The 18,446-nt window shown below is 61.3% G+C and carries 20 protein-coding genes; 17 read left to right on the top strand and 3 right to left on the bottom strand.

Features of this window, described 5'->3' with window-relative positions:
- The first annotated feature begins 18 nt into the window (after positions 1-18).
- From hisB to coaA, 9 genes are read left to right on the top strand one after another with little or no spacing between them, the layout of a single operon-like run.
- Complete coding sequence (hisB, locus tag ACS4RS_RS07670) at positions 19-627, top strand: imidazoleglycerol-phosphate dehydratase HisB (RefSeq protein ID WP_054185459.1); 609 nt, start codon at positions 19-21, stop codon at positions 625-627.
- Between the two features lie 22 nt (positions 628-649).
- Positions 650-1,135: a DUF2628 domain-containing protein gene (locus tag ACS4RS_RS07675; protein WP_439011455.1), complete on the top strand. Its 486-nt coding sequence runs from the start codon at positions 650-652 to the stop codon at positions 1,133-1,135.
- Positions 1,136-1,137: 2 nt separating this feature from the next.
- Complete coding sequence (gene hisH / locus ACS4RS_RS07680; protein WP_439011454.1) at positions 1,138-1,788, top strand: imidazole glycerol phosphate synthase subunit HisH; 651 nt, start codon at positions 1,138-1,140, stop codon at positions 1,786-1,788.
- 52 nt (positions 1,789-1,840) lie between these two features.
- On the top strand, positions 1,841-2,023 hold the full coding sequence (locus tag ACS4RS_RS07685; RefSeq protein ID WP_439011453.1) for a hypothetical protein: 183 nt from the start codon (positions 1,841-1,843) through the stop codon (positions 2,021-2,023).
- Positions 2,020-2,577: a hypothetical protein gene (locus tag ACS4RS_RS07690; RefSeq protein WP_439011452.1), complete on the top strand. Its 558-nt coding sequence runs from the start codon at positions 2,020-2,022 to the stop codon at positions 2,575-2,577. The genes ACS4RS_RS07685 and ACS4RS_RS07690 overlap by 4 nt, the downstream gene beginning before the upstream one ends.
- A 6-nt stretch (positions 2,578-2,583) precedes the next feature.
- The gene (gene hisA / locus ACS4RS_RS07695; protein WP_439011451.1) at positions 2,584-3,330 is read left to right on the top strand and encodes a 1-(5-phosphoribosyl)-5-[(5-phosphoribosylamino)methylideneamino]imidazole-4-carboxamide isomerase; all 747 of its coding nucleotides are present in this window, start codon (positions 2,584-2,586) and stop codon (positions 3,328-3,330) included.
- Positions 3,331-4,119 carry an imidazole glycerol phosphate synthase subunit HisF gene (hisF, locus tag ACS4RS_RS07700; RefSeq protein WP_439011450.1) on the top strand — a complete coding sequence of 263 codons (789 nt, stop codon included), beginning with the start codon at positions 3,331-3,333 and terminating at the stop codon, positions 4,117-4,119.
- Positions 4,120-4,136: 17 nt separating this feature from the next.
- Positions 4,137-4,460, top strand: coding sequence for a phosphoribosyl-ATP diphosphatase (locus ACS4RS_RS07705; protein ID WP_439011449.1), 324 nt, complete (start codon positions 4,137-4,139; stop codon positions 4,458-4,460).
- On the top strand, positions 4,457-5,452 hold the full coding sequence (coaA, locus tag ACS4RS_RS07710; protein ID WP_439011448.1) for a type I pantothenate kinase: 996 nt from the start codon (positions 4,457-4,459) through the stop codon (positions 5,450-5,452). Before ACS4RS_RS07705 ends, coaA begins: the two co-directional genes overlap by 4 nt.
- Before the next feature lie 20 nt (positions 5,453-5,472).
- On the opposite strand, the gene ACS4RS_RS07715 is transcribed toward coaA, so the two are convergent.
- From ACS4RS_RS07715 to ACS4RS_RS07725, 3 genes are all read right to left on the bottom strand, one after another.
- Entirely contained in the window at positions 5,473-6,090 is a 618-nt protein-coding gene (locus tag ACS4RS_RS07715; RefSeq protein WP_439011447.1) for an alpha-ketoglutarate-dependent dioxygenase AlkB, read from the bottom strand.
- A gap of 1 nt (position 6,091) precedes the next feature.
- Positions 6,092-6,532 carry an alternative ribosome rescue aminoacyl-tRNA hydrolase ArfB gene (gene arfB / locus ACS4RS_RS07720; RefSeq protein WP_439011446.1) on the bottom strand — a complete coding sequence of 147 codons (441 nt, stop codon included), beginning with the start codon at positions 6,530-6,532 and terminating at the stop codon, positions 6,092-6,094.
- A gap of 107 nt (positions 6,533-6,639) precedes the next feature.
- A complete protein-coding gene (locus tag ACS4RS_RS07725) occupies positions 6,640-8,250 on the bottom strand; it encodes a phosphoenolpyruvate carboxykinase (protein WP_439011445.1) in 1,611 nt (536 codons plus the stop codon).
- Positions 8,251-8,587: 337 nt separating this feature from the next.
- Between ACS4RS_RS07725 and ACS4RS_RS07730 the strand changes: the two genes are divergently transcribed.
- The 8 genes from ACS4RS_RS07730 (at position 8,588) to tsaE (ending at position 18,446) form a co-directional block, all read left to right on the top strand.
- Positions 8,588-9,322, top strand: coding sequence for a response regulator (locus ACS4RS_RS07730; protein ID WP_439011872.1), 735 nt, complete (start codon positions 8,588-8,590; stop codon positions 9,320-9,322).
- Between the two features lie 79 nt (positions 9,323-9,401).
- Complete coding sequence (locus ACS4RS_RS07735) at positions 9,402-11,192, top strand: stimulus-sensing domain-containing protein (RefSeq protein ID WP_439011444.1); 1,791 nt, start codon at positions 9,402-9,404, stop codon at positions 11,190-11,192.
- A complete protein-coding gene (locus tag ACS4RS_RS07740; protein WP_439011443.1) occupies positions 11,189-11,653 on the top strand; it encodes an HPr kinase/phosphorylase in 465 nt (154 codons plus the stop codon). The genes ACS4RS_RS07735 and ACS4RS_RS07740 overlap by 4 nt, the downstream gene beginning before the upstream one ends.
- A gap of 135 nt (positions 11,654-11,788) precedes the next feature.
- A complete protein-coding gene (locus ACS4RS_RS07745; protein ID WP_003544139.1) occupies positions 11,789-12,190 on the top strand; it encodes a PTS sugar transporter subunit IIA in 402 nt (133 codons plus the stop codon).
- 9 nt (positions 12,191-12,199) lie between these two features.
- On the top strand, positions 12,200-12,475 hold the full coding sequence (locus ACS4RS_RS07750; protein ID WP_012559412.1) for an HPr family phosphocarrier protein: 276 nt from the start codon (positions 12,200-12,202) through the stop codon (positions 12,473-12,475).
- 273 nt (positions 12,476-12,748) lie between these two features.
- Positions 12,749-14,149: an adenosylhomocysteinase gene (gene ahcY, locus ACS4RS_RS07755; protein WP_439011442.1), complete on the top strand. Its 1,401-nt coding sequence runs from the start codon at positions 12,749-12,751 to the stop codon at positions 14,147-14,149.
- 203 nt (positions 14,150-14,352) lie between these two features.
- Positions 14,353-16,938: an ATP-binding protein gene (locus ACS4RS_RS07760; RefSeq protein WP_439011441.1), complete on the top strand. Its 2,586-nt coding sequence runs from the start codon at positions 14,353-14,355 to the stop codon at positions 16,936-16,938.
- On the top strand, positions 16,935-18,446 hold the full coding sequence (gene tsaE / locus ACS4RS_RS07765; protein WP_439011440.1) for a tRNA (adenosine(37)-N6)-threonylcarbamoyltransferase complex ATPase subunit type 1 TsaE: 1,512 nt from the start codon (positions 16,935-16,937) through the stop codon (positions 18,444-18,446). Before ACS4RS_RS07760 ends, tsaE begins: the two co-directional genes overlap by 4 nt.

Below are 18,446 nucleotides of genomic sequence, written 5' to 3' on the forward strand. Positions count from 1 at the left end.
ATTCCGATGGAGGGCCATATGGCCGAGACCGCAGCAAGCCGTACGGGCAGCGTTTCCCGCAAGACCAACGAAACCTCGATTTCCGTCTCCGTCAATCTCGACGGCACCGGTAAATCGAAGATTTCGACCGGCGTCGGCTTCTTCGATCATATGCTAGACCAGCTTTCGCGGCATTCCCTGATCGACATGGAGATCGAATCCCAGGGCGACCTGCATATCGACGACCACCACACGGTCGAGGATACAGGCATCGCCATCGGCCAGGCGATCTCCAAGGCGCTCGGCGACCGGCGCGGCATCACGCGTTACGCCTCGATCGATCTCGCCATGGACGAAACGATGACCAAGGCGGCGGTCGATCTTTCCGGCCGGCCGTTCCTCGTCTGGAACGTCGCCTTCAGCGCGCCGAAGATCGGCACGTTCGATACCGAACTCGTTCGCGAATTCTTCCAGGCGCTCGCCCAGAATGCCGGCATCACCTTGCATATTCTCAACCATTATGGCGCCAACAATCACCATATTGCCGAGACATGCTTCAAGGCCGTTGCCCGCGCATTGCGCACGGCGACAGAGATCGATCCGAGACAGGCCGGTCGTGTACCTTCGACGAAGGGCACGCTCGTCTGAGCCCCTCAAGGGAGCGGCGACAATGACATCCAGCTATATTTTCCTGACGCCGCCCGGCGGCACGAGCGCCACGGTCGAAGAGACTCGGACCATCCGTGATGGCTTCACGCTGCTCGCCTTTCTGTTTCCGTGGGTTTGGCTGCTCGCATACCGGCTGTGGCTACATGCGGCCGCGGCCTTCCTTCTGCAGGCAATCGGCGGTGCGCTGATGGACAAGCCGGGTCTCGGGCTGACGGGAGCAGCCCTCATGCTGGGCGTGAATGTGCTGGTCGGCCTCGAGGGCCAGAATTTCCGCATCCGCAACCTCGCCGCCAAGGGCTGGACCGAAGATGGGCTCGTTGCAGCCGATACGATCGCCATTGCCGAGGACGTCTATTTCTCGGACAAGGCGGCCGTTGCCGACAGCAACAAGGACACCCCACCGGACTGGGAGAACAAGACCCGTCCGAACAATCCGCCTGGCCAGGCGACCTCGCTTGGCCTCTTTGGTTTTGATGGAGGACGCTGACGATGCGCGTCGCGATTATCGATTATGGTTCCGGCAATCTGCGCTCGGCGACCAAGGCTTTCGAACGGGCCGCCCGTGAAGCGGGCATCGATGCGCATATCGATCTCACCGACAAGGCCGAAAATGTGGCCGCCGCCGATCGTATCGTGCTTCCCGGCGTCGGCGCCTATGCCGATTGCCGGCGCGGTCTCGATGCCGTGCCCGATATGGCCGAGGTGCTGATCGAAGCTGTCGAGAAGAAGGCGCGGCCGTTCCTCGGAATCTGCGTCGGCATGCAGCTGATGTCCTCGCGCGGCCTCGAGAAGACCGTGACGCAGGGTTTTAACTGGATTCCCGGCGACGTCGTCGAGATGACGCCCGGTGATCCCGCGCTGAAGATTCCGCAGATCGGCTGGAACACGCTCGACCTGAAGCGCGAACATCCGCTCTTCGACGGCATTCCGACGGGGTCCGAGGGGCTGCATGCCTATTTCGTGCATTCCTACCATCTTGCCGCCGAGAACGCCGACGATGTCATTGCGACCGTCGATTATGGCGGTGCGATGACGGCTTTCGTCGGGCGCGATAACATGGTCGGCGCCCAGTTTCACCCGGAAAAGAGCCAGAAGCTCGGCCTGGCGCTGATCGCCAATTTCCTGCGCTGGAACCCGTAATACCGCCGCCTTATTTCCCCTTTATGGAAACGGCGGAACAGGAGTGCGCTCGATGCCGGCTTCGCGGAAATCAGGCAAGGTGTTCTATATGCTGAGACCGTCCAGAGAAGGCCTGCCGCCCTTCTCGGATATCCGGCTTCCCGACGGGACGATCATCCGCCGTGTCGATGAGACCATTCACAAAAGAGCGCTTTCCAATGCAGCCAAGGCGTTGAAAGAAAGGCTGGACCAATGATCCATGAATTCCTTGCCGGCAACGAGAATTCGCAGCTGCGCGCCAACGGCATCAACGCCGACGATATCGCTGAGGCCGTGCTGGAATTTTATATCGAAGGCGAGGACGATCTGATCGGCCTGCTTGCCTATGCCCTTTACGAACGGCAGAAGCGCGATTTCGTCCTCAGCTATCGCAAGCGCAACGCCGGCCGTTCTCCCAACGAGGCCGAGCTTGCCGCGGTCGCCAGCAACTACCTCTCCACCGACCTGCGCAATACGCTGCGCGACCGCGCCTCGCAGATCCTTTCGAGTTATGCCGAAACCTATGTGGAGGCGATGGAGCCGGAAATCCGGCTCGCCGCCGTCAACAGCCAGGCGCTGCGAGAGGTGCGCGACATCGAGACATCGGTGAAGCGGCGTCTCGGCTTCTGGCGTCAGGTTCGGGCCGGCTTCACCGTCACCCTGCTCCTTCTTCTGCTTTTCGGCGCGGCCACCATTGCCGCTGTCTTTTTTCACTCGGATATCGTAGATGCGTGGAATGCGCTGATGGTACCGACCACTCTACGGACGTAAGACGACATGATCCTTTTTCCCGCGATCGATCTGAAGGGCGGCCAATGCGTCCGCCTGAAACTCGGCGACATGCAGCAGGCCACGGTCTACAACACCGATCCGGCAGCCCAGGCGAAATCCTTCGAAGACCAGGGTTTCGAATGGCTGCATGCGGTCGATCTTGACGGCGCCTTCGCGGGACATTCGGCCAATGGCGATGCCGTCGAAGCGATCCTCAAGGCAACGAAAAATCCGGTGCAGCTCGGTGGCGGCATCCGCACCCTCGATCATATCGAGGCCTGGCTGTCGCGCGGGCTGCGACGTGTCATACTCGGCACCGTCGCGGTCAGAAATCCTGATCTGGTCATCGAGGCCTGCCGGAAGTTTCCTGGTCACGTCGCCGTCGGTATCGATGCCAAGGGCGGCAAGGTGGCCGTCGAGGGCTGGGCTGAAGCTTCCGAACTGGGTGTCATCGAGCTCGCCCGGAAATTCGAGGGCGCCGGCGTCGCCGCGATCATCTACACTGATATCGACCGTGACGGCATCCTTGCCGGCATCAACTGGACCTCGACGCTGGAACTTGCCGAGGCCGTTTCCATTCCGGTCATCGCCTCCGGCGGCCTTGCCTCGCTCGATGACGTCAGGCGCATGCTGGAGCCGGATGCGCAGAAGCTCGAAGGGGCAATTTCAGGCCGGGCGCTTTACGACGGCCGCATCGCCCCTGCGGAAGCGCTGGCGCTGATCAAGGCCGGCAGGGCAAAGGAGACTGCATAAGTGACCCTCAAGGCCCGTGTCATCCCCTGCCTCGACGTCAAGGACGGCCGCGTCGTCAAGGGCGTCAACTTTCTCAACCTCGTCGATGCCGGCGATCCCGTCGAGGCGGCGAAGGCCTATGATGCGGCCGGCGCCGACGAACTCTGCTTCCTCGACATCACCGCTTCCTCGGACAATCGCGAGACGATCTTCGATGTCGTGTCGCGCACGGCCGACCAATGCTTCATGCCGCTGACAGTCGGCGGCGGGGTGCGCACCATCGCCGATATCCGCAAGCTCCTGCTGTGCGGCGCCGACAAGGTCTCGATCAATTCGGCGGCGGTTAGCAATCCCGACTTCGTCGCTGAGGCGGCCGACAAGTTCGGCGATCAGTGCATCGTCGTCTCGATCGACGCCAAGCGCAGGCGCACGCAGGCGGTCGGCGGCGACAATCTCAGCGCCTGGGAAATCTATACGCATGGCGGCCGCAATGCGACCGGCATCGACGCCGTCGAATTCGCCCAGAAGATGGTTGAACGCGGCGCCGGCGAATTGCTGGTCACCTCGATGGACCGCGACGGCACCAAGGTCGGCTACGATCTGGAACTGACCCGGGCGATTGCCGATTCGGTGCGTGTGCCCGTCATCGCATCGGGCGGCGTCGGCGACCTCGACGATCTCGTCGCCGGGGTGAAGGAGGGTCATGCCAATGCCGTTCTCGCCGCATCGATCTTCCACTTCGGCGCCTATTCCGTGGCAGAAGCGAAGCACTATATGTCGAAGTGCGGCATCGACATGCGTCTCGACTGAACCTTGGAAGCGGACATATGAACGGATTTTCTCTTTCCGATCTCGAAAGCATCGTCGCAGAGCGCTCGACAGCCTCGCCGGAGCAATCCTGGACAGCGAAGCTGGTCGCCGCCGGCCAGCCGAAAGCGGCAAAGAAGCTCGGCGAAGAGGCGATCGAAGCGGTGATGGCAGCGGTGACCGGCGACCGCGACAATCTGACTTATGAGGCCGCTGATGTGCTCTATCACCTATTGGTCGTATTGAAGATTGCTGAAATACCGTTAGAAAATGTCATGGCCGAACTCGAGCGCAGAACCGCGCAGTCCGGCCTCAAGGAAAAGGCCGACCGGCAGAGTTCATGAGTATCGCGACTGAGATTATCGGGGTGCCGGAAACGTTGGATCACTTCCAGTCGGACTCCTATTCGCCCTACCACTTCTTTTCTTCCGAACAATGGGCGCAGTTCCGCGCCGATACGCCGCTGACGCTGACCAGCGACGAGGTCAAACGGCTGCGTTCCATGGGCGACCCGATCGATCTCGACGAGGTCAGGCGGATCTATCTGTCGCTGTCGCGGCTGCTGTCGGCGCATGTCGAATCCTCGCAGATGCTGTTCGAACAGCGCAACCGCTTCCTCAGCCTCGCCGATGTGACGAAGACGCCCTTCGTCATTGGCATCGCCGGCTCGGTCGCCGTGGGAAAATCGACCACGGCCCGCATTCTCAAGGAACTTCTGGGACGCTGGCCTTCGAGCCCGAAGGTCGATCTCGTCACCACCGACGGCTTCCTTCATCCGAACGCCGTGCTGCAGCGGGAAAAGCTGATGCAGCGCAAGGGTTTTCCGGAGAGTTACGACACCGCCGCGATCCTGCGCTTTCTCTCGGCGATCAAGGCCGGGCAGCCGGATGTCAAGGCGCCGAGCTATTCGCACCTCGTCTATGACGTGCTGCCCGACGAATACAAGATCGTCGACCGGCCCGACATCCTGATCTTCGAGGGGATCAACGTACTGCAATCACGCGACCTGCCGGCCGGCGGCAAGATCGTGCCGATGGTTTCCGATTTCTTCGACTTCTCGATCTACATCGATGCCGCAGAAGACCAGATTCACAACTGGTACGTCGCACGTTTCATGCGGCTGCGCGAAACTGCCTTCCGCGATCCGAATTCCTATTTCCATCGCTACGCTTCGATCAGCGACGCGGAAGCGCTCGAAATCGCCGGGGATCTCTGGGCGAACATCAACCTGAAAAACCTGCGGCAGAACATCTTGCCGACGCGCCCGCGTGCCGATCTCATCCTGAAAAAGGGCAAGGACCATCTGATCGAGCAGGTCGCGCTGCGGAAACTATAGCAGGCGATCCTGGCTGACCATCAGCTTGGTGGATTGACGCGGCGCAGCGTCAGATTGATGCGGCCGCCATTCTTCAACAGCGTCGACGTCGCCGGATGAATGCGGTCGACGCCGTGGAAACACAGTCTCCCCTCGCCGCCCAGCACGACCAGATCCCCGCTCGAAAGCTTGAAGGATAGGGTACGATCATTGCGGCTGAGGCCGCCGACGCGGAAGAGGCAGCTATTGCCAAGCGAGATCGAGACGACCGGCGCCTGCAAATCCCTCTCGTCCTTGTCCTGATGCAGGCCCATGCGCGCTTCGTCGGAATAAAAATTCACCAGACAAGCTTCCGGCGGCTTGTCGTAGCCGGCAACGTGATTCCAGATATCGAGCAATTCCTGCGGCATATCGGGCCAACGCCTGCCGGTTGCCGGATGCGTCGGCTGGTAGCGATAGCCGCGCTCCTTGTCGGTCACCCAGCCGAGCGGCCCGCAATTGGTCATCCGCACCGACATCGGCTTGCCGGTCCCGGGCATGACGGGCACATAAAGCGGCGCCTCGGCGACAATCGTGCGGATCACCTCGACCAAGGCCTCCTGACGCGCCCGGTCGAGATAGCCGGGAAGATGGCGAATACCGTTCAAGAGCTCCGGCATGTCATTCACTGCCGCCGCCAGGGCGGCCGCGCATTTTCTTGACTTCCGAGCGGCCGGATTTTTCCTTCAGGCGGCGCTCGACCGAACCCTTGGTCGGCTTGGTCTTCTTGCGCGGCGGCGGTGGTGGCTTGGCGGCCTCCAATATCAATTCCTTCAGCCGCTCGCGTGCATCCTCGCGGTTGCGGTCCTGGCTGCGAAACCGGCTTGCCTCGATCATCAGCACGCCGTCCTTCGACAGGCGCCGGCCGGCGAGCTTGACCGCGTTGGTTTTGACACGATCATTCAGCGACGGCGAATTCGGAATGTTGAAAAACAGCTGGACCGCGGTCGAGACCTTGTTGACATTCTGCCCGCCGGGGCCGCCCGCCAGAACGAACTGTTCCGTCAGCTCCCATCCGGCGATGGTGATCCTGTCGTCGATATAGAGTGCGTCGCTGGCCATGCGCCGTTCTATCTCACATCGGCAGCCCGTTGAAAATATCGGCCGTCAACCGAAAAACCCGGCAATCCTACGATGCCGGGTTTCACGTGAGTCAACGATTATTCGTTTTATTCGGCCGCAACCTTCACGCCCGGGGCCGCGTCGCGGACGCCGCCATCGACGTGACCTTCGAATTTGGCGAAGTTGGCGATGAACATCGAGACCAGCTTTTCGGCCTGTGCGTCATAGGCTGCCTTGTCGGCCCAGGTCGAGCGCGGGTCGAGAATGCTGCTGTCGACGTCGTTGACGGAGACCGGCACGGCGAAGCCGAAATTGGTATCCGCACGGAATTCGACCTGACCGAGTTCGCCGGTCAGGGCGGCGGCGAGAAGCGCGCGAGTCGCCTTGATCGGCATGCGCTTGCCGGCGCCGTAGGCGCCGCCAGTCCAGCCGGTGTTGACAAGCCAACATTCGACGCCGTGGCGGCTGATCAGCTCCTTGAGCAGATTGCCGTATTCAGCCGGATGCCGCGGCATGAACGGCGCGCCGAAGCAGGTGGAGAAGGTTGCTTCCGGTTCGACGACGCCCTTTTCGGTGCCGGCCACCTTGGCGGTGTAGCCGGAGAGGAAGTGATACATCGCCTGATCGGGCGTCAAACGGGCGATCGGCGGCATGACGCCGAAGGCATCGGCGGTCAGCATGATGATCGTCTTCGGATGTCCGGCCCGGCCTGTTTCCGAAGCGTTCGGAATGAAATCCATCGGATAGGCGCAGCGGGTGTTCTCGGTCAGCGAGCCGTCATCGAAATTCGGCTCGCGGCGCTCGTTCAGCACGACGTTTTCGAGCACGGTGCCGAAGCGCTGGGTCGTCGCATAGATTTCCGGCTCGGCTTCGGCCGATAGACGGATGGTCTTGGCGTAGCAGCCGCCTTCGAAGTTGAAGATGCCGTTTTCGCTCCAGCCATGTTCGTCATCGCCGATCAGCGTGCGGGCCGGATCGGCCGACAGCGTCGTCTTGCCGGTGCCGGACAGGCCGAAGAACACCGCCGCATCACCATTCGGGCCGACATTGGCCGAGCAGTGCATCGGCATCACGCCCTTGGCGGGCAGCAGGTAGTTGAGAACGGTAAAGACCGACTTTTTCATTTCACCGGCATAGGAGGTGCCGCCGATGAGGACGAGACCGTTGGTCAGGTCGCAGGCGATCACGGTTTCCGAACGGCAGCCGTGGCGGGCCGGATCGGCCTTGAAGCTCGGCAGATCGATGATCGTCAGCTTCGGCGCAAAGCTCGGCAGCGCTGCGGCGTCGGGGCGAATCAGCAGATTGCGGATGAACAGCGAATGCCAGGCAAATTCGGTGACGACGCGGGTCGGCAGAGCATGGCCTTCCTCGGCACCGCCGACGAGATCCTGAACGAACAGGTCTTTCCCCGCAGCATGCGCCAGCATATCCGCGCGCAACAGCGCGAAATGTTCCGGCGAGAGCGGCTTGTTGTTGTCCCACCAGATTTCGCCATCGGTATTGCTGTCGCGAACGACGAACTTGTCACGCGGCGAACGGCCGGTGTGCTGGCCGGTGATAGCCCGCAATGCACCCTGAGCAGTCAGTTCGGCTTCGCCCCGGCGGATCGATTCTTCATAAAGCGCGGCGGCGGAAAAGTTGTAGCGAACGCTGGCTGCGCCGCCCAATCCAACCGTTGCCAGCTCTGTTGCCGGGTTATGAACTCCGAACATTTCCATGGCTAGTTCCCTTCGCTCAGGCTCGTTGCCGTTAAAACTAATCGCGAAAATACGGGTAGAAATTTTAAAACACAAGAGACAAAACTTGAAAAAATATAGTAATATCAATTATTTAATCGATTTAAATTTCACGCCATAATTTTAAATCGTTTTAGATGGGCGCGTTGAAACATTTTACCGCACCACTCAGGATTGCCTTCGAATTCCACGACAATCTTTCCCTTTATCTTTGCCACAATTTGTTCCACCTTTATCCTCCATAAGCGCATCCGGTCACTGAGACCGCCTGGGGAAAGCAAATCCGGGAGATTGCGCACTGATGACGGAGACGAACACCATGCCGACAATCGCGCTCGTTGATGACGACCGCAACATCCTCACCTCGGTGTCGATCGCACTGGAGGCCGAAGGATATAAGGTCGAGACCTATACGGACGGTGCTTCGGCCCTCGACGGCCTGCTGGCGCGCCCGCCGCAGCTGGCGATCTTCGACATCAAGATGCCGCGCATGGACGGCATGGAATTGCTGCGCCGCCTGCGGCAGAAGTCGGATATTCCCGTCATCTTCCTCACCTCCAAGGATGAGGAGATCGATGAGCTGTTCGGCCTGAAGATGGGCGCCGACGATTTCATCACCAAGCCTTTTTCGCAGCGCCTGCTGGTCGAGCGTGTCCGCGCCGTGCTGCGCCGCGCCTCGAGCCGTGAAGCCGCAGCCGCCGGCGCCAGCCCCGTCGGCGCACCGAAGAACGGTGCCGTGCAGCAGGCCCGCTCGCTGGAGCGCGGGCAGCTGGTCATGGATCAGGAACGCCATACCTGTACCTGGAAGGGTGAGCCCGTGACGCTGACGGTCACCGAATTCCTGATTCTGCATTCGCTGGCGCAGCGCCCCGGCGTCGTCAAAAGCCGCGACGCGCTGATGGACGCAGCCTATGACGAACAAGTCTATGTCGACGACAGGACCATCGACAGCCACATCAAGCGGCTGCGCAAGAAATTCAAGATGGTCGACACCGACTTTGATATGATTGAAACACTCTACGGAGTGGGATACCGCTTCCGCGAAGCAGCCTGAGCCCAAACGGCGCAGCGCGAGACATTGTTGAGGGCTGCGGGCCGGTTTATCCGGCCCCGCCCTTCGAAAGGGCCAGTCGTTGGCACAGTTGGTGCAGGAAAGGGATCTCGACGATGCGGAGGGCGTGAGCACCCGTCGCGTCCGAGGCCGCCGTTGGTCGCATCCCTTCACGCTGATCCGCCGCATCTTCGGCAATGCCGTGTTTTCGAGCCTGACGCGGCGCATCGTCTTCTTCAATCTCGTCGCACTGCTGGTGCTCGTCGGCGGTATCCTCTACCTCAACCAGTTTCGCGAGGGACTGATCGACGCCCGCGCCGAGAGCCTTTTGACGCAAGGCGAGATCATCGCCGGCGCCATTTCGGCTTCCGCATCGGTCGATACCAACTCGATCACCATCGATCCGCAGAAGCTGCTCGAGCTGCAGGCCGGCCAAAGCATCACCCCGGTACCGAACGACGAAGACCTCGAATTCCCGATCGATCCCGAGAAGGTCGCGCCGGTGCTGCGCCGGCTGATCTCCCCGACGCGCACGCGCGCCCGCATCTTCGATGCCGATGCCAATCTCCTGCTGGATTCTCGTCATCTTTATTCGCGCGGCCAGGTGCTGCGCTTCGACCTGCCGCCGGTCGAGGAAGAGAAGCAGACCTGGAGCGAATGGTTTGCCACCTTGTTCAACAAGGCGCTGCAGCCCGGCAACCTGCCGCTCTACAAGGAAGCGCCGGGCGGCGACGGCTCGATCTATCCTGAGGTGATGAACGCGCTCACCGGCGTGCGCGGCGCCGTCGTGCGCACGACCGAAAAAGGCGAGCTCATCGTTTCGGTCGCCGTACCGATCCAGCGTTTCCGCGCCGTGCTCGGCGTGCTGCTACTGTCGACGCAGGCAGGCGACATCGACAATATCGTGCATGCCGAGCGGCTTGCGATCATGCGCGTCTTCGGCGTCGCGACGCTCGTCAACGTACTGCTTTCGCTGGTGCTCTCGTCGACGATCGCCAATCCGCTGCGCCGTCTTTCAGCCGCCGCCATCCGGGTGCGCCGCGGGGCCAAGACACGTGAGCAGATTCCTGACTTCTCCGCCCGCCAGGATGAAATCGGCAATCTTTCCATTGCATTGCGCGAAATGACGACGGCGCTCTACGACCGCATCGATGCGATCGAGAGTTTCGCCGCCGATGTCAGCCACGAACTCAAGAATCCGCTGACCTCGCTGCGCAGCGCCGTCGAAACGCTGCCGCTTGCCCGATCCGATGATTCCAAGAAGCGGCTGATGGACGTCATCCAGCACGATGTCCGCCGCCTCGACCGGCTCATCAGCGATATCTCCGACGCCTCGCGCCTCGATGCCGAGCTTGCTCGTGTCGATGCCGGTTCCGTCGACATGGAGGTGCTGTTGCGCGACCTCATCGAGGTTTCGCGCCAGGTCAGGAGCACCAAGAAGCAAGTGGAGATCGAATATGCGATCGACCGCAAGCCGAACGTCAAGACCCGCTTCGTTGTTACCGGCCACGACCTGCGCATCGGCCAGATCATCGCCAACCTGATCGAGAACGCCCGCTCCTTCGTACCGGAGAAGGGTGGCAAGATTACCGTGCGGCTGGTGCGAACACGGTCACGCTGCGTTACCACGATCGAAGACAATGGCCCCGGCATCCAGGCTGAAAATATCGACCGCATCTTCGAACGCTTCTATACGGACCGGCCGGAATCGGAAGGCTTCGGCCAGAATTCGGGGCTCGGCCTGTCGATCAGCCGCCAGATCGCCGAGGCGCACGGCGGCTCGCTGAGAGCGGAGAACATTACCGATGCCGAAAGCGGCGAGGTGCACGGCGCGCGCTTTATCCTCGCCCTGCCCCTCGATCCAGCCGCATGAACGAGGCTTTGAACATCCACGCCACGGCGATCGTCGTCGGCAAGACGGGGCTCCTGTTCAGCGGTCCCTCCGGCTGGGGAAAATCGATGCTCGCCTTCACCTGCATGACCGAGGCGCGCCGGCTCGGGCTGTTTACGGCACTGGTCGCCGACGACCAGGTTCTTCTCTCCGAAGAGACCGGCACCGTGGTGGCCACATGCCCGCCGTCGATCGCCGGGCTGATCGAACTTCGCGGCACCGGCATCGTCCGACAGGAGCATGTGCCCCAGGCGGCGATGCATTATGCCGTGCTTCCGGGCAGTGCGTCCGGTGAAAACCGCGTGCCGCCGGAGGGTGAAATCGTCAGCCTCGCGCCTGGTCTTTCGCTTCCCGCGTTGCGGCTGCTCACAGGCGTCCCTTCACCGCTTGCAATGCTGATGGCGAAAGCGCCCGATATCGGACATTCAAGCCTTCCGGATTGATCAATCTGCCTTATATAGTCGCATTTTTATCTTGCACTTCGGCTTTTCATGGCCAAGATGTGCCCCCACCGGTGGACGTAATTGCTGCATTGCGATATTGGGGCCACCGTTCGCGTATATGGGAGCAGTAATATCATGATCGGACTTGTGCTTGTCACTCATGGCAAGCTGGCTGAAGAGTTTCGTCATGCTGTCGAGCACGTCGTCGGTCCTCAGAAATTCATCGAGACGGTCTGTATTGGCCCCGAAGACGACATGGATCAAAGACGGCAGGACATTCTGGAAGCTGTATCCGGTGCCGATGACGGCCATGGCGTCGTCATTCTGACCGACATGTTCGGCGGAACGCCGTCCAACCTCGCCATTTCAGTCATGAGCAGCGGCCATACCGAAGTCATTGCCGGCGTCAACCTGCCGATGCTGATCAAGCTCGCCGGCGTGCGTGGCGAGAACAATATGGAGAAGGCGCTGGTGGAGGCTTCCGAAGCCGGGCGGAAATATATCAATGTCGCGAGCCGCGTGCTCAGCGGAAAATAACGGCCCTTCATGACATCGCTCTCCCGGGAACTCCTCATCATCAACAAGCGCGGCCTTCACGCACGCGCCTCCGCCAAATTCGTGCAGATGGTCGAGACCTTCGATGCCGCCATCACCGTTTCCAAGGACGGGATGACGGTCGGCGGCACCTCCATCATGGGCTTGATGATGCTGGCGGCAAGCCCCGGATCGAGCGTCGTCGTCTCGGCAAGCGGCAGCCAGGCCGCGGAAGCGCTTGAGGCCCTGGACCAGCTGATCCAGAACCGGTTCGGCGAAGAGATGTGAGCTCTCTGAGCTCATATAAACATATAAAGACTTCTTTATATCCTTATTGCCTTCCCATCCGAAGCCTGCTAAACGGCGGATATGCCGTGCGCTAAAGCATGTTGCATCGAACTTGCTTCATGCGACACGCTTCAGCTCTCTTTTTCGTGCATGTCGTCATCCCGGAACCGCTGCAGACGTCCGGGTGACCTGCATCAGGACGCGGCCCATCCATCGCGCGGTCATCTTCGCGCCTGCGCCAATTTTGAGACGTTTTTCAGCCTGGAGACCTCTATGAGCACTGAAAAAGATTATGTCGTCGCCGATATCGGGCTTGCGGATTTCGGCCGCAAGGAAATTACGATCGCCGAGACCGAAATGCCGGGGCTGATGTCCTGCCGCACCGAATTCGGCCAGACCAAGCCGCTGAAGGGCGCGCGCATCACCGGCTCGCTGCATATGACCATCCAGACGGCCGTGCTCATCGAAACGCTGGTGGCCCTCGGCGCCGAAGTTCGCTGGGCCTCGTGCAACATCTTCTCGACGCAGGATCACGCCGCTGCCGCCATCGCCGCCGCCGGCGTTCCTGTTTTCGCCATCAAGGGCGAGTCGCTCGAAGATTACTGGGTCTACACCGACAAGATCTTCCAGTGGGCCGATGGCGGCCTTTCCAACATGATCCTCGATGACGGCGGCGACGCCACCATGTACATCCTGCTCGGCGCCCGCGCCGAAGCCGGCGAAGACGTGCTGTCGCATCCGCATTCCGAGGAAGAGGAAATCCTCTTCGCGCAGATCAAGAAGCGCCTCGCCGCTTCGCCTGGCTGGTTCACCAAGCAGCGCGACGCGATCAAGGGCGTCACCGAGGAAACGACGACCGGCGTCAACCGCCTCTACCAGCTCAGCCAGAAGGGCCTGCTGCCCTTCCCGGCGATCAACGTCAACGATTCCGTCACCAAGTCGAAGTTCGACAACAAGTACGGCTGCAAGGAATCGCTGGTCGACGGCATCCGCCGCGGCACCGATGTGATGATGGCCGGCAAGGTTGCCGTCGTCTGCGGCTACGGCGACGTCGGCAAGGGTTCTGCCGCTTCGCTCTCCGGCGCCGGCGCCCGCGTCAAGGTGACCGAGGCCGATCCGATCTGCGCCCTGCAGGCCGCCATGGACGGCTATGAAGTCGTGTTGCTCGAGGACGTCGTTTCCTCCGCCGATATCTTCATCACCACCACCGGCAACAAGGACGTCATCCGCATCGACCATATGCGTCAGATGAAGGATATGGCGATCGTCGGCAATATCGGCCATTTCGACAACGAAATCGAAGTTGCAGCACTTCGCAATCTCAAGTGGACCAACGTCAAGCCGCAGGTCGACCTGATCGAATTCCCCAAGGGCAACCGCATCATCCTTCTTTCCGAAGGCCGCCTGCTCAACCTCGGCAACGCCACCGGCCATCCGTCCTTCGTGATGTCGGCCTCCTTCACCAACCAGACGCTGGCGCAGATCGAGCTCTTCACCAAGCCCGATCAATATTCGAACCAGGTCTATATCCTGCCGAAGCATCTCGATGAAAAGGTCGCACGCCTGCATCTCGACAAGCTCGGCGTGAAGCTGACGGAGCTTTCCGAAGAGCAGGCTGCCTATATCGGCGTCTCGCCGAAGGGCCCGTTCAAGTCCGACCACTACAGATATTGATCTGATCGTTAATATCCACAAGATGTAGAAGCCGCGGCATTGACAAATGCCGCGGCTTATTTTTTGGGCGCTCCCTTCCCGCCGATTCCCTTCCGAAGTATTGTTTTAAGACTTGATTCGTGGCGCCGGACCCTGTCCGGCCGCTCCGGAAATGGGATGTCTTGTCGTAATGCGGCACATTGAAGGACGGAGACATACCGCGGATGTCGGAACTGAAACACAGCCTGCCCGGTCAGGCGGATGATGGCGCTCGCGCCGGTCGCCGCCCGCTGATGGCACGTCGAAAACATCAATCTGCAACGGCACACGAGGAGGCAAAGCAAGCGCATGGATCATTGTCGCGCTTCCTGAAAGCCTGCGCGGCCGGCACGGCGCTTGCCGCGCTTGCGCGGCCGGTTCTGGCACAGACGGAGCAGCAGGCGGTGGCCTCGGCTCACCTCTTTACATCTTCGCAGGTCGTCGGCGTTTCCGTCGTCATCGGCGTCATATCCGCAGCACTGCTTTCGACATTGTGGCTGGTGCGCCAGCGCGGCAATCTGGAAAGCGAGAGCCGGGAAATCCGCTCGGCGCTTTCCGATGCCCAACAGCGCATTTCGCAATACCAGGCGCTGATCGCCGACAAGAACCGGCGCATCGTCATCTGGGACGGCAATGCGCGTCCCGAACTGCTCGGCCAGCTTCCGCCCGAGACCGGCGCGCCGCAGGACGGCGAATTCCTGGCCTTCGGCCTCTGGCTGAAATCACGCTCCGCCGCCGATCTGGAAAAGGCCATCGACCGGCTGCGCGACGGAGCACAGAGCTTCGACATGGTGGTCGAAACCATCCGCGATGAAATCCTCGAGGCGCAGGGCCGGGTTTCCGGCGGCCGCGCCTTCGTCCGTTTCGTGGCACTCAACAATCTGCGCGCCGAGCTTGCGGAGCTCAGGATCGAGCGCGACCGGCTGATGACCTCGATCTCGGCCTTCCAGACCATGCTTGACGCGATCGACATGCCGGCCTGGCAGCGCGATCCGGCCGGTCGCCTCACCTGGGTCAACCAGGCTTATGGAGAGGCCGTCGAAGCGCGCTCGCCGCAGCAGGCGATCAATGAAGGCCGCGAGATGCTGACGACGGTGGCGCGCGAACGCATTCGCGCGACGACGACGCCGGAATCGCCCTTCCACGATACGATCTCGACGGTCGTGCACGGCAACCGCACCTTCTTCGACGTCGTCGACGTCAGGCTTCCCGGCGGCTCGGCCGGCATCGCAATCGATGTGTCCGACATTGAGGCGGTGCGCGCCGAGCTGGAACGGACGCTGAAGAGCCATGCCGAAACGCTCGACCATCTCGCCACGCCCGTTGCGATCTTCGACGGCGACCGCCGGCTGCAATTCTACAACCAGGCCTTCGTCGCACTCTGGGAGCTGGATATCGCCTTTCTCGAAGGCCGACCGGACAATAGTGAGCTGCTCGAGCGGCTGCGGGCAGCCAAGAAGCTGCCGGATCAGCTCAACTGGAAGAGCTGGAAGGAAGCGGCCCTTTCCGTTTATCGCGCGCTCGACACGCAATCCGATCTCTGGCACCTGCCGAACGGGCAGACATTGCGCGTTTTTGCGACCGCCCATCCGCAGGGCGGCGCCACCTGGGTATTCGAAAACCTGACCGAGCAGGTCGATCTCGAAACGCGCTACAACACGCTGGTCAAGGTGCAGGGCGAAACGATCGACCATCTTTCCGAAGGTGTGGCGGTGTTCGGCCCGGATGGACGCATCCGTCTGTCGAACCCGGCCTTCCGCGCGCTCTGGGGAATCACCGAAACCGAAGCAAAGCCCGGCACCCATATCCGCGCTCTCGGCGAGGCTTGCGCGCCCTCCTACGACCGGCCGGACGGCTGGAAGGCGTTCGCGGAACTGATCACCAGCTTCGACGACGAACGCCGCTCGGGCCAGGGAACGCTGGAACTCTTCTCCGGCCTCGTGCTTGATTACGCCGTCATCCCGCTGCCGAATGCGCAAACCATGCTGACCTTCGTCAACATGACGGACAGCGTGCGGGCCGAGCGGGCGCTGACCGAGAAGAACGAAGCGCTGCGCAAGGCCGACGAACTGAAGAACGACTTCGTTCAGCACGTCTCCTACGAACTGCGCTCGCCGCTGACGAATATCATCGGCTTCACCGATCTCCTGCGCACCCAGGGCGTCGGGCCGCTGAACGAACGGCAGGCCGAATATATCGACCATATATCGACCTCGTCGTCAGTCCTGCTGACTCTCGTCAATGACATTCTCGACCTTGCGACCGTTGATGCCGGCATCATGCGGCTGAACTATGCGGATATCGATCTCAACGACCTGCTCGAAGACGTCTCGATGCAGATCGCCGATCGGCTGCACGAAAGCGGCGTCGCGCTCGAAATCACCGCGCCGGCCTATCTCGGCTCGATCGTCGCCGATCCGCAGCGGCTGAAGCAGATCCTGCTGAAGCTGCTTTCCAACGCAGCGAATTTCTCGCCCGAGGGCACCTCGATCTCGCTGGAGTGCCATCGCGAAGGCACGGATTTCGTCTTCTCCGTCAGCGATCGCGGCCCCGGCATCTCCCCTGATATGATCGCCACCGTCTTCGACCGTTTTGCGACCGGAGCAAAAAGCGGCAGACGCGGCGGTGCCGGCCTCGGACTGTCGATCGTCGACAGTTTCGTCAGCCTGCATCATGGCGACGTGACGATCGATAGCGAGCCGGGCAAGGGCACGACCGTCGTCTGCCGCATTCCCTCGGTCGATATCCCGCATTCCGCTGCCGCCGAATGACGACCGGCGATACGATCTCGCTTTTCCTGAAGGACGAAGCCGCGACTATCCGCTTCGGCGAAGACCTGGCGCTCGCCCTGAAAGCCGGCGATTGCCTGGCCTTTTCCGGCGATCTGGGCGCGGGCAAATCCTCCCTCGCCCGCGCGATCCTGCGCGCCATGGCCGACGATGACGGGCTCGAGGTCCCGAGCCCGACCTTCACGCTGGTGCAATCCTACGATCTGCGCTTGCCCGTTTCGCACTTCGATCTCTATCGGCTTGGCGATCCGGCCGAACTGACGGAACTCGGCTTCGGCGAGGCCCTGGAAAACGGTATCTGTCTCGTTGAGTGGCCTGAGATGGCTGAGGGCGAACTACCCGCCGATCGCATCACGCTGAGGCTGGACCATGAGGGCAGCGGCCGCCGGGCAACGATCAAAGCCGCAGACCCACAGGCCTCACGCATCCGCAGGGTCCTGGCGATCCGTGCCTTCCTCGATGAAGCCGGCTATCCCGATGTCAAACGCCGCTTCCTGACCGGCGACGCTTCGCTGCGGGCCTATGAAGCGATCTATCCGGACAGTAGCCCGCGAAAAATACTGATGGATTGGCGCCCGCATCCCGAGGGACCGCCGGTCTATGACGGCAAGCCCTATCCCAAGGTCGCGCATCTGGCACAAAACGCCTATCCTTTCGTTGCGATTGCCGATGCCTTGCGCGAGCGGGGTTTTGCGACGCCGGAGATTTATAAGGTCGATTATGAGCAGGGCATCCTGCTGATCGAGGATCTCGGCACCGAAGGTGTGCTCGATGACCACGGAAGGCCGATCGCCGAACGTTACCGGCAGAGTGTCGCCTGTCTTGCCCATCTTCATTCCATGCAGATCCCGCAGGATATCCTGGTTTCTGCAACGCATACGCATCACATTCCGGACTTCGACCGCACCGCGATGAAGATGGAAGTGCAGCTTGTGCTCGATTGGCACATTGCTTGGAAGCGCGGCACACCTGCGACGGATACCGAACGAGCGGACTATCTGGCGATCTGGGACGCGCTTATCGACGAGCTCGCGACAGCCGAGAAGAACCTGCTGCTGCGCGACTTCCATTCGCCGAACATCATCTGGCGCGACGAGAAAAGCGGTATTGGCAAAATCGGCATCATTGACTTTCAGGATGCGATGATCGGCCCGACCGCCTATGACCTTGCTTCCATCGTCCAGGACGCGCGGGTTACGATCGAACCGGAACTCTTCCGGCAGCTGATGGATGATTATCTCGCCCTTCGCCGCGCCCAGGGCGGCTTTGACGAGGCCGGATTCATGAAGGCCTGGGCGATCATGTCGGCGCAGCGCAATTGCAAGCTGGCCGGTCTCTGGGTGCGGCTGTTGCAGCGCGACGGTAAGCCCGGCTATCTCAAACATATGCCGCGAACGCTCGCCTATCTCCAGGTCGCGTTCGAGCACGAAGCGCTTGCCCCCTTGCGCGATTGGTGCGCAAGGGCTGGAATAGGCCAAAGCGAATCATAA

The organism is Rhizobium sp. F40D2, from assembly GCF_051810745.2.
Classification (GTDB): Bacteria; Pseudomonadota; Alphaproteobacteria; order Rhizobiales; family Rhizobiaceae; genus Rhizobium.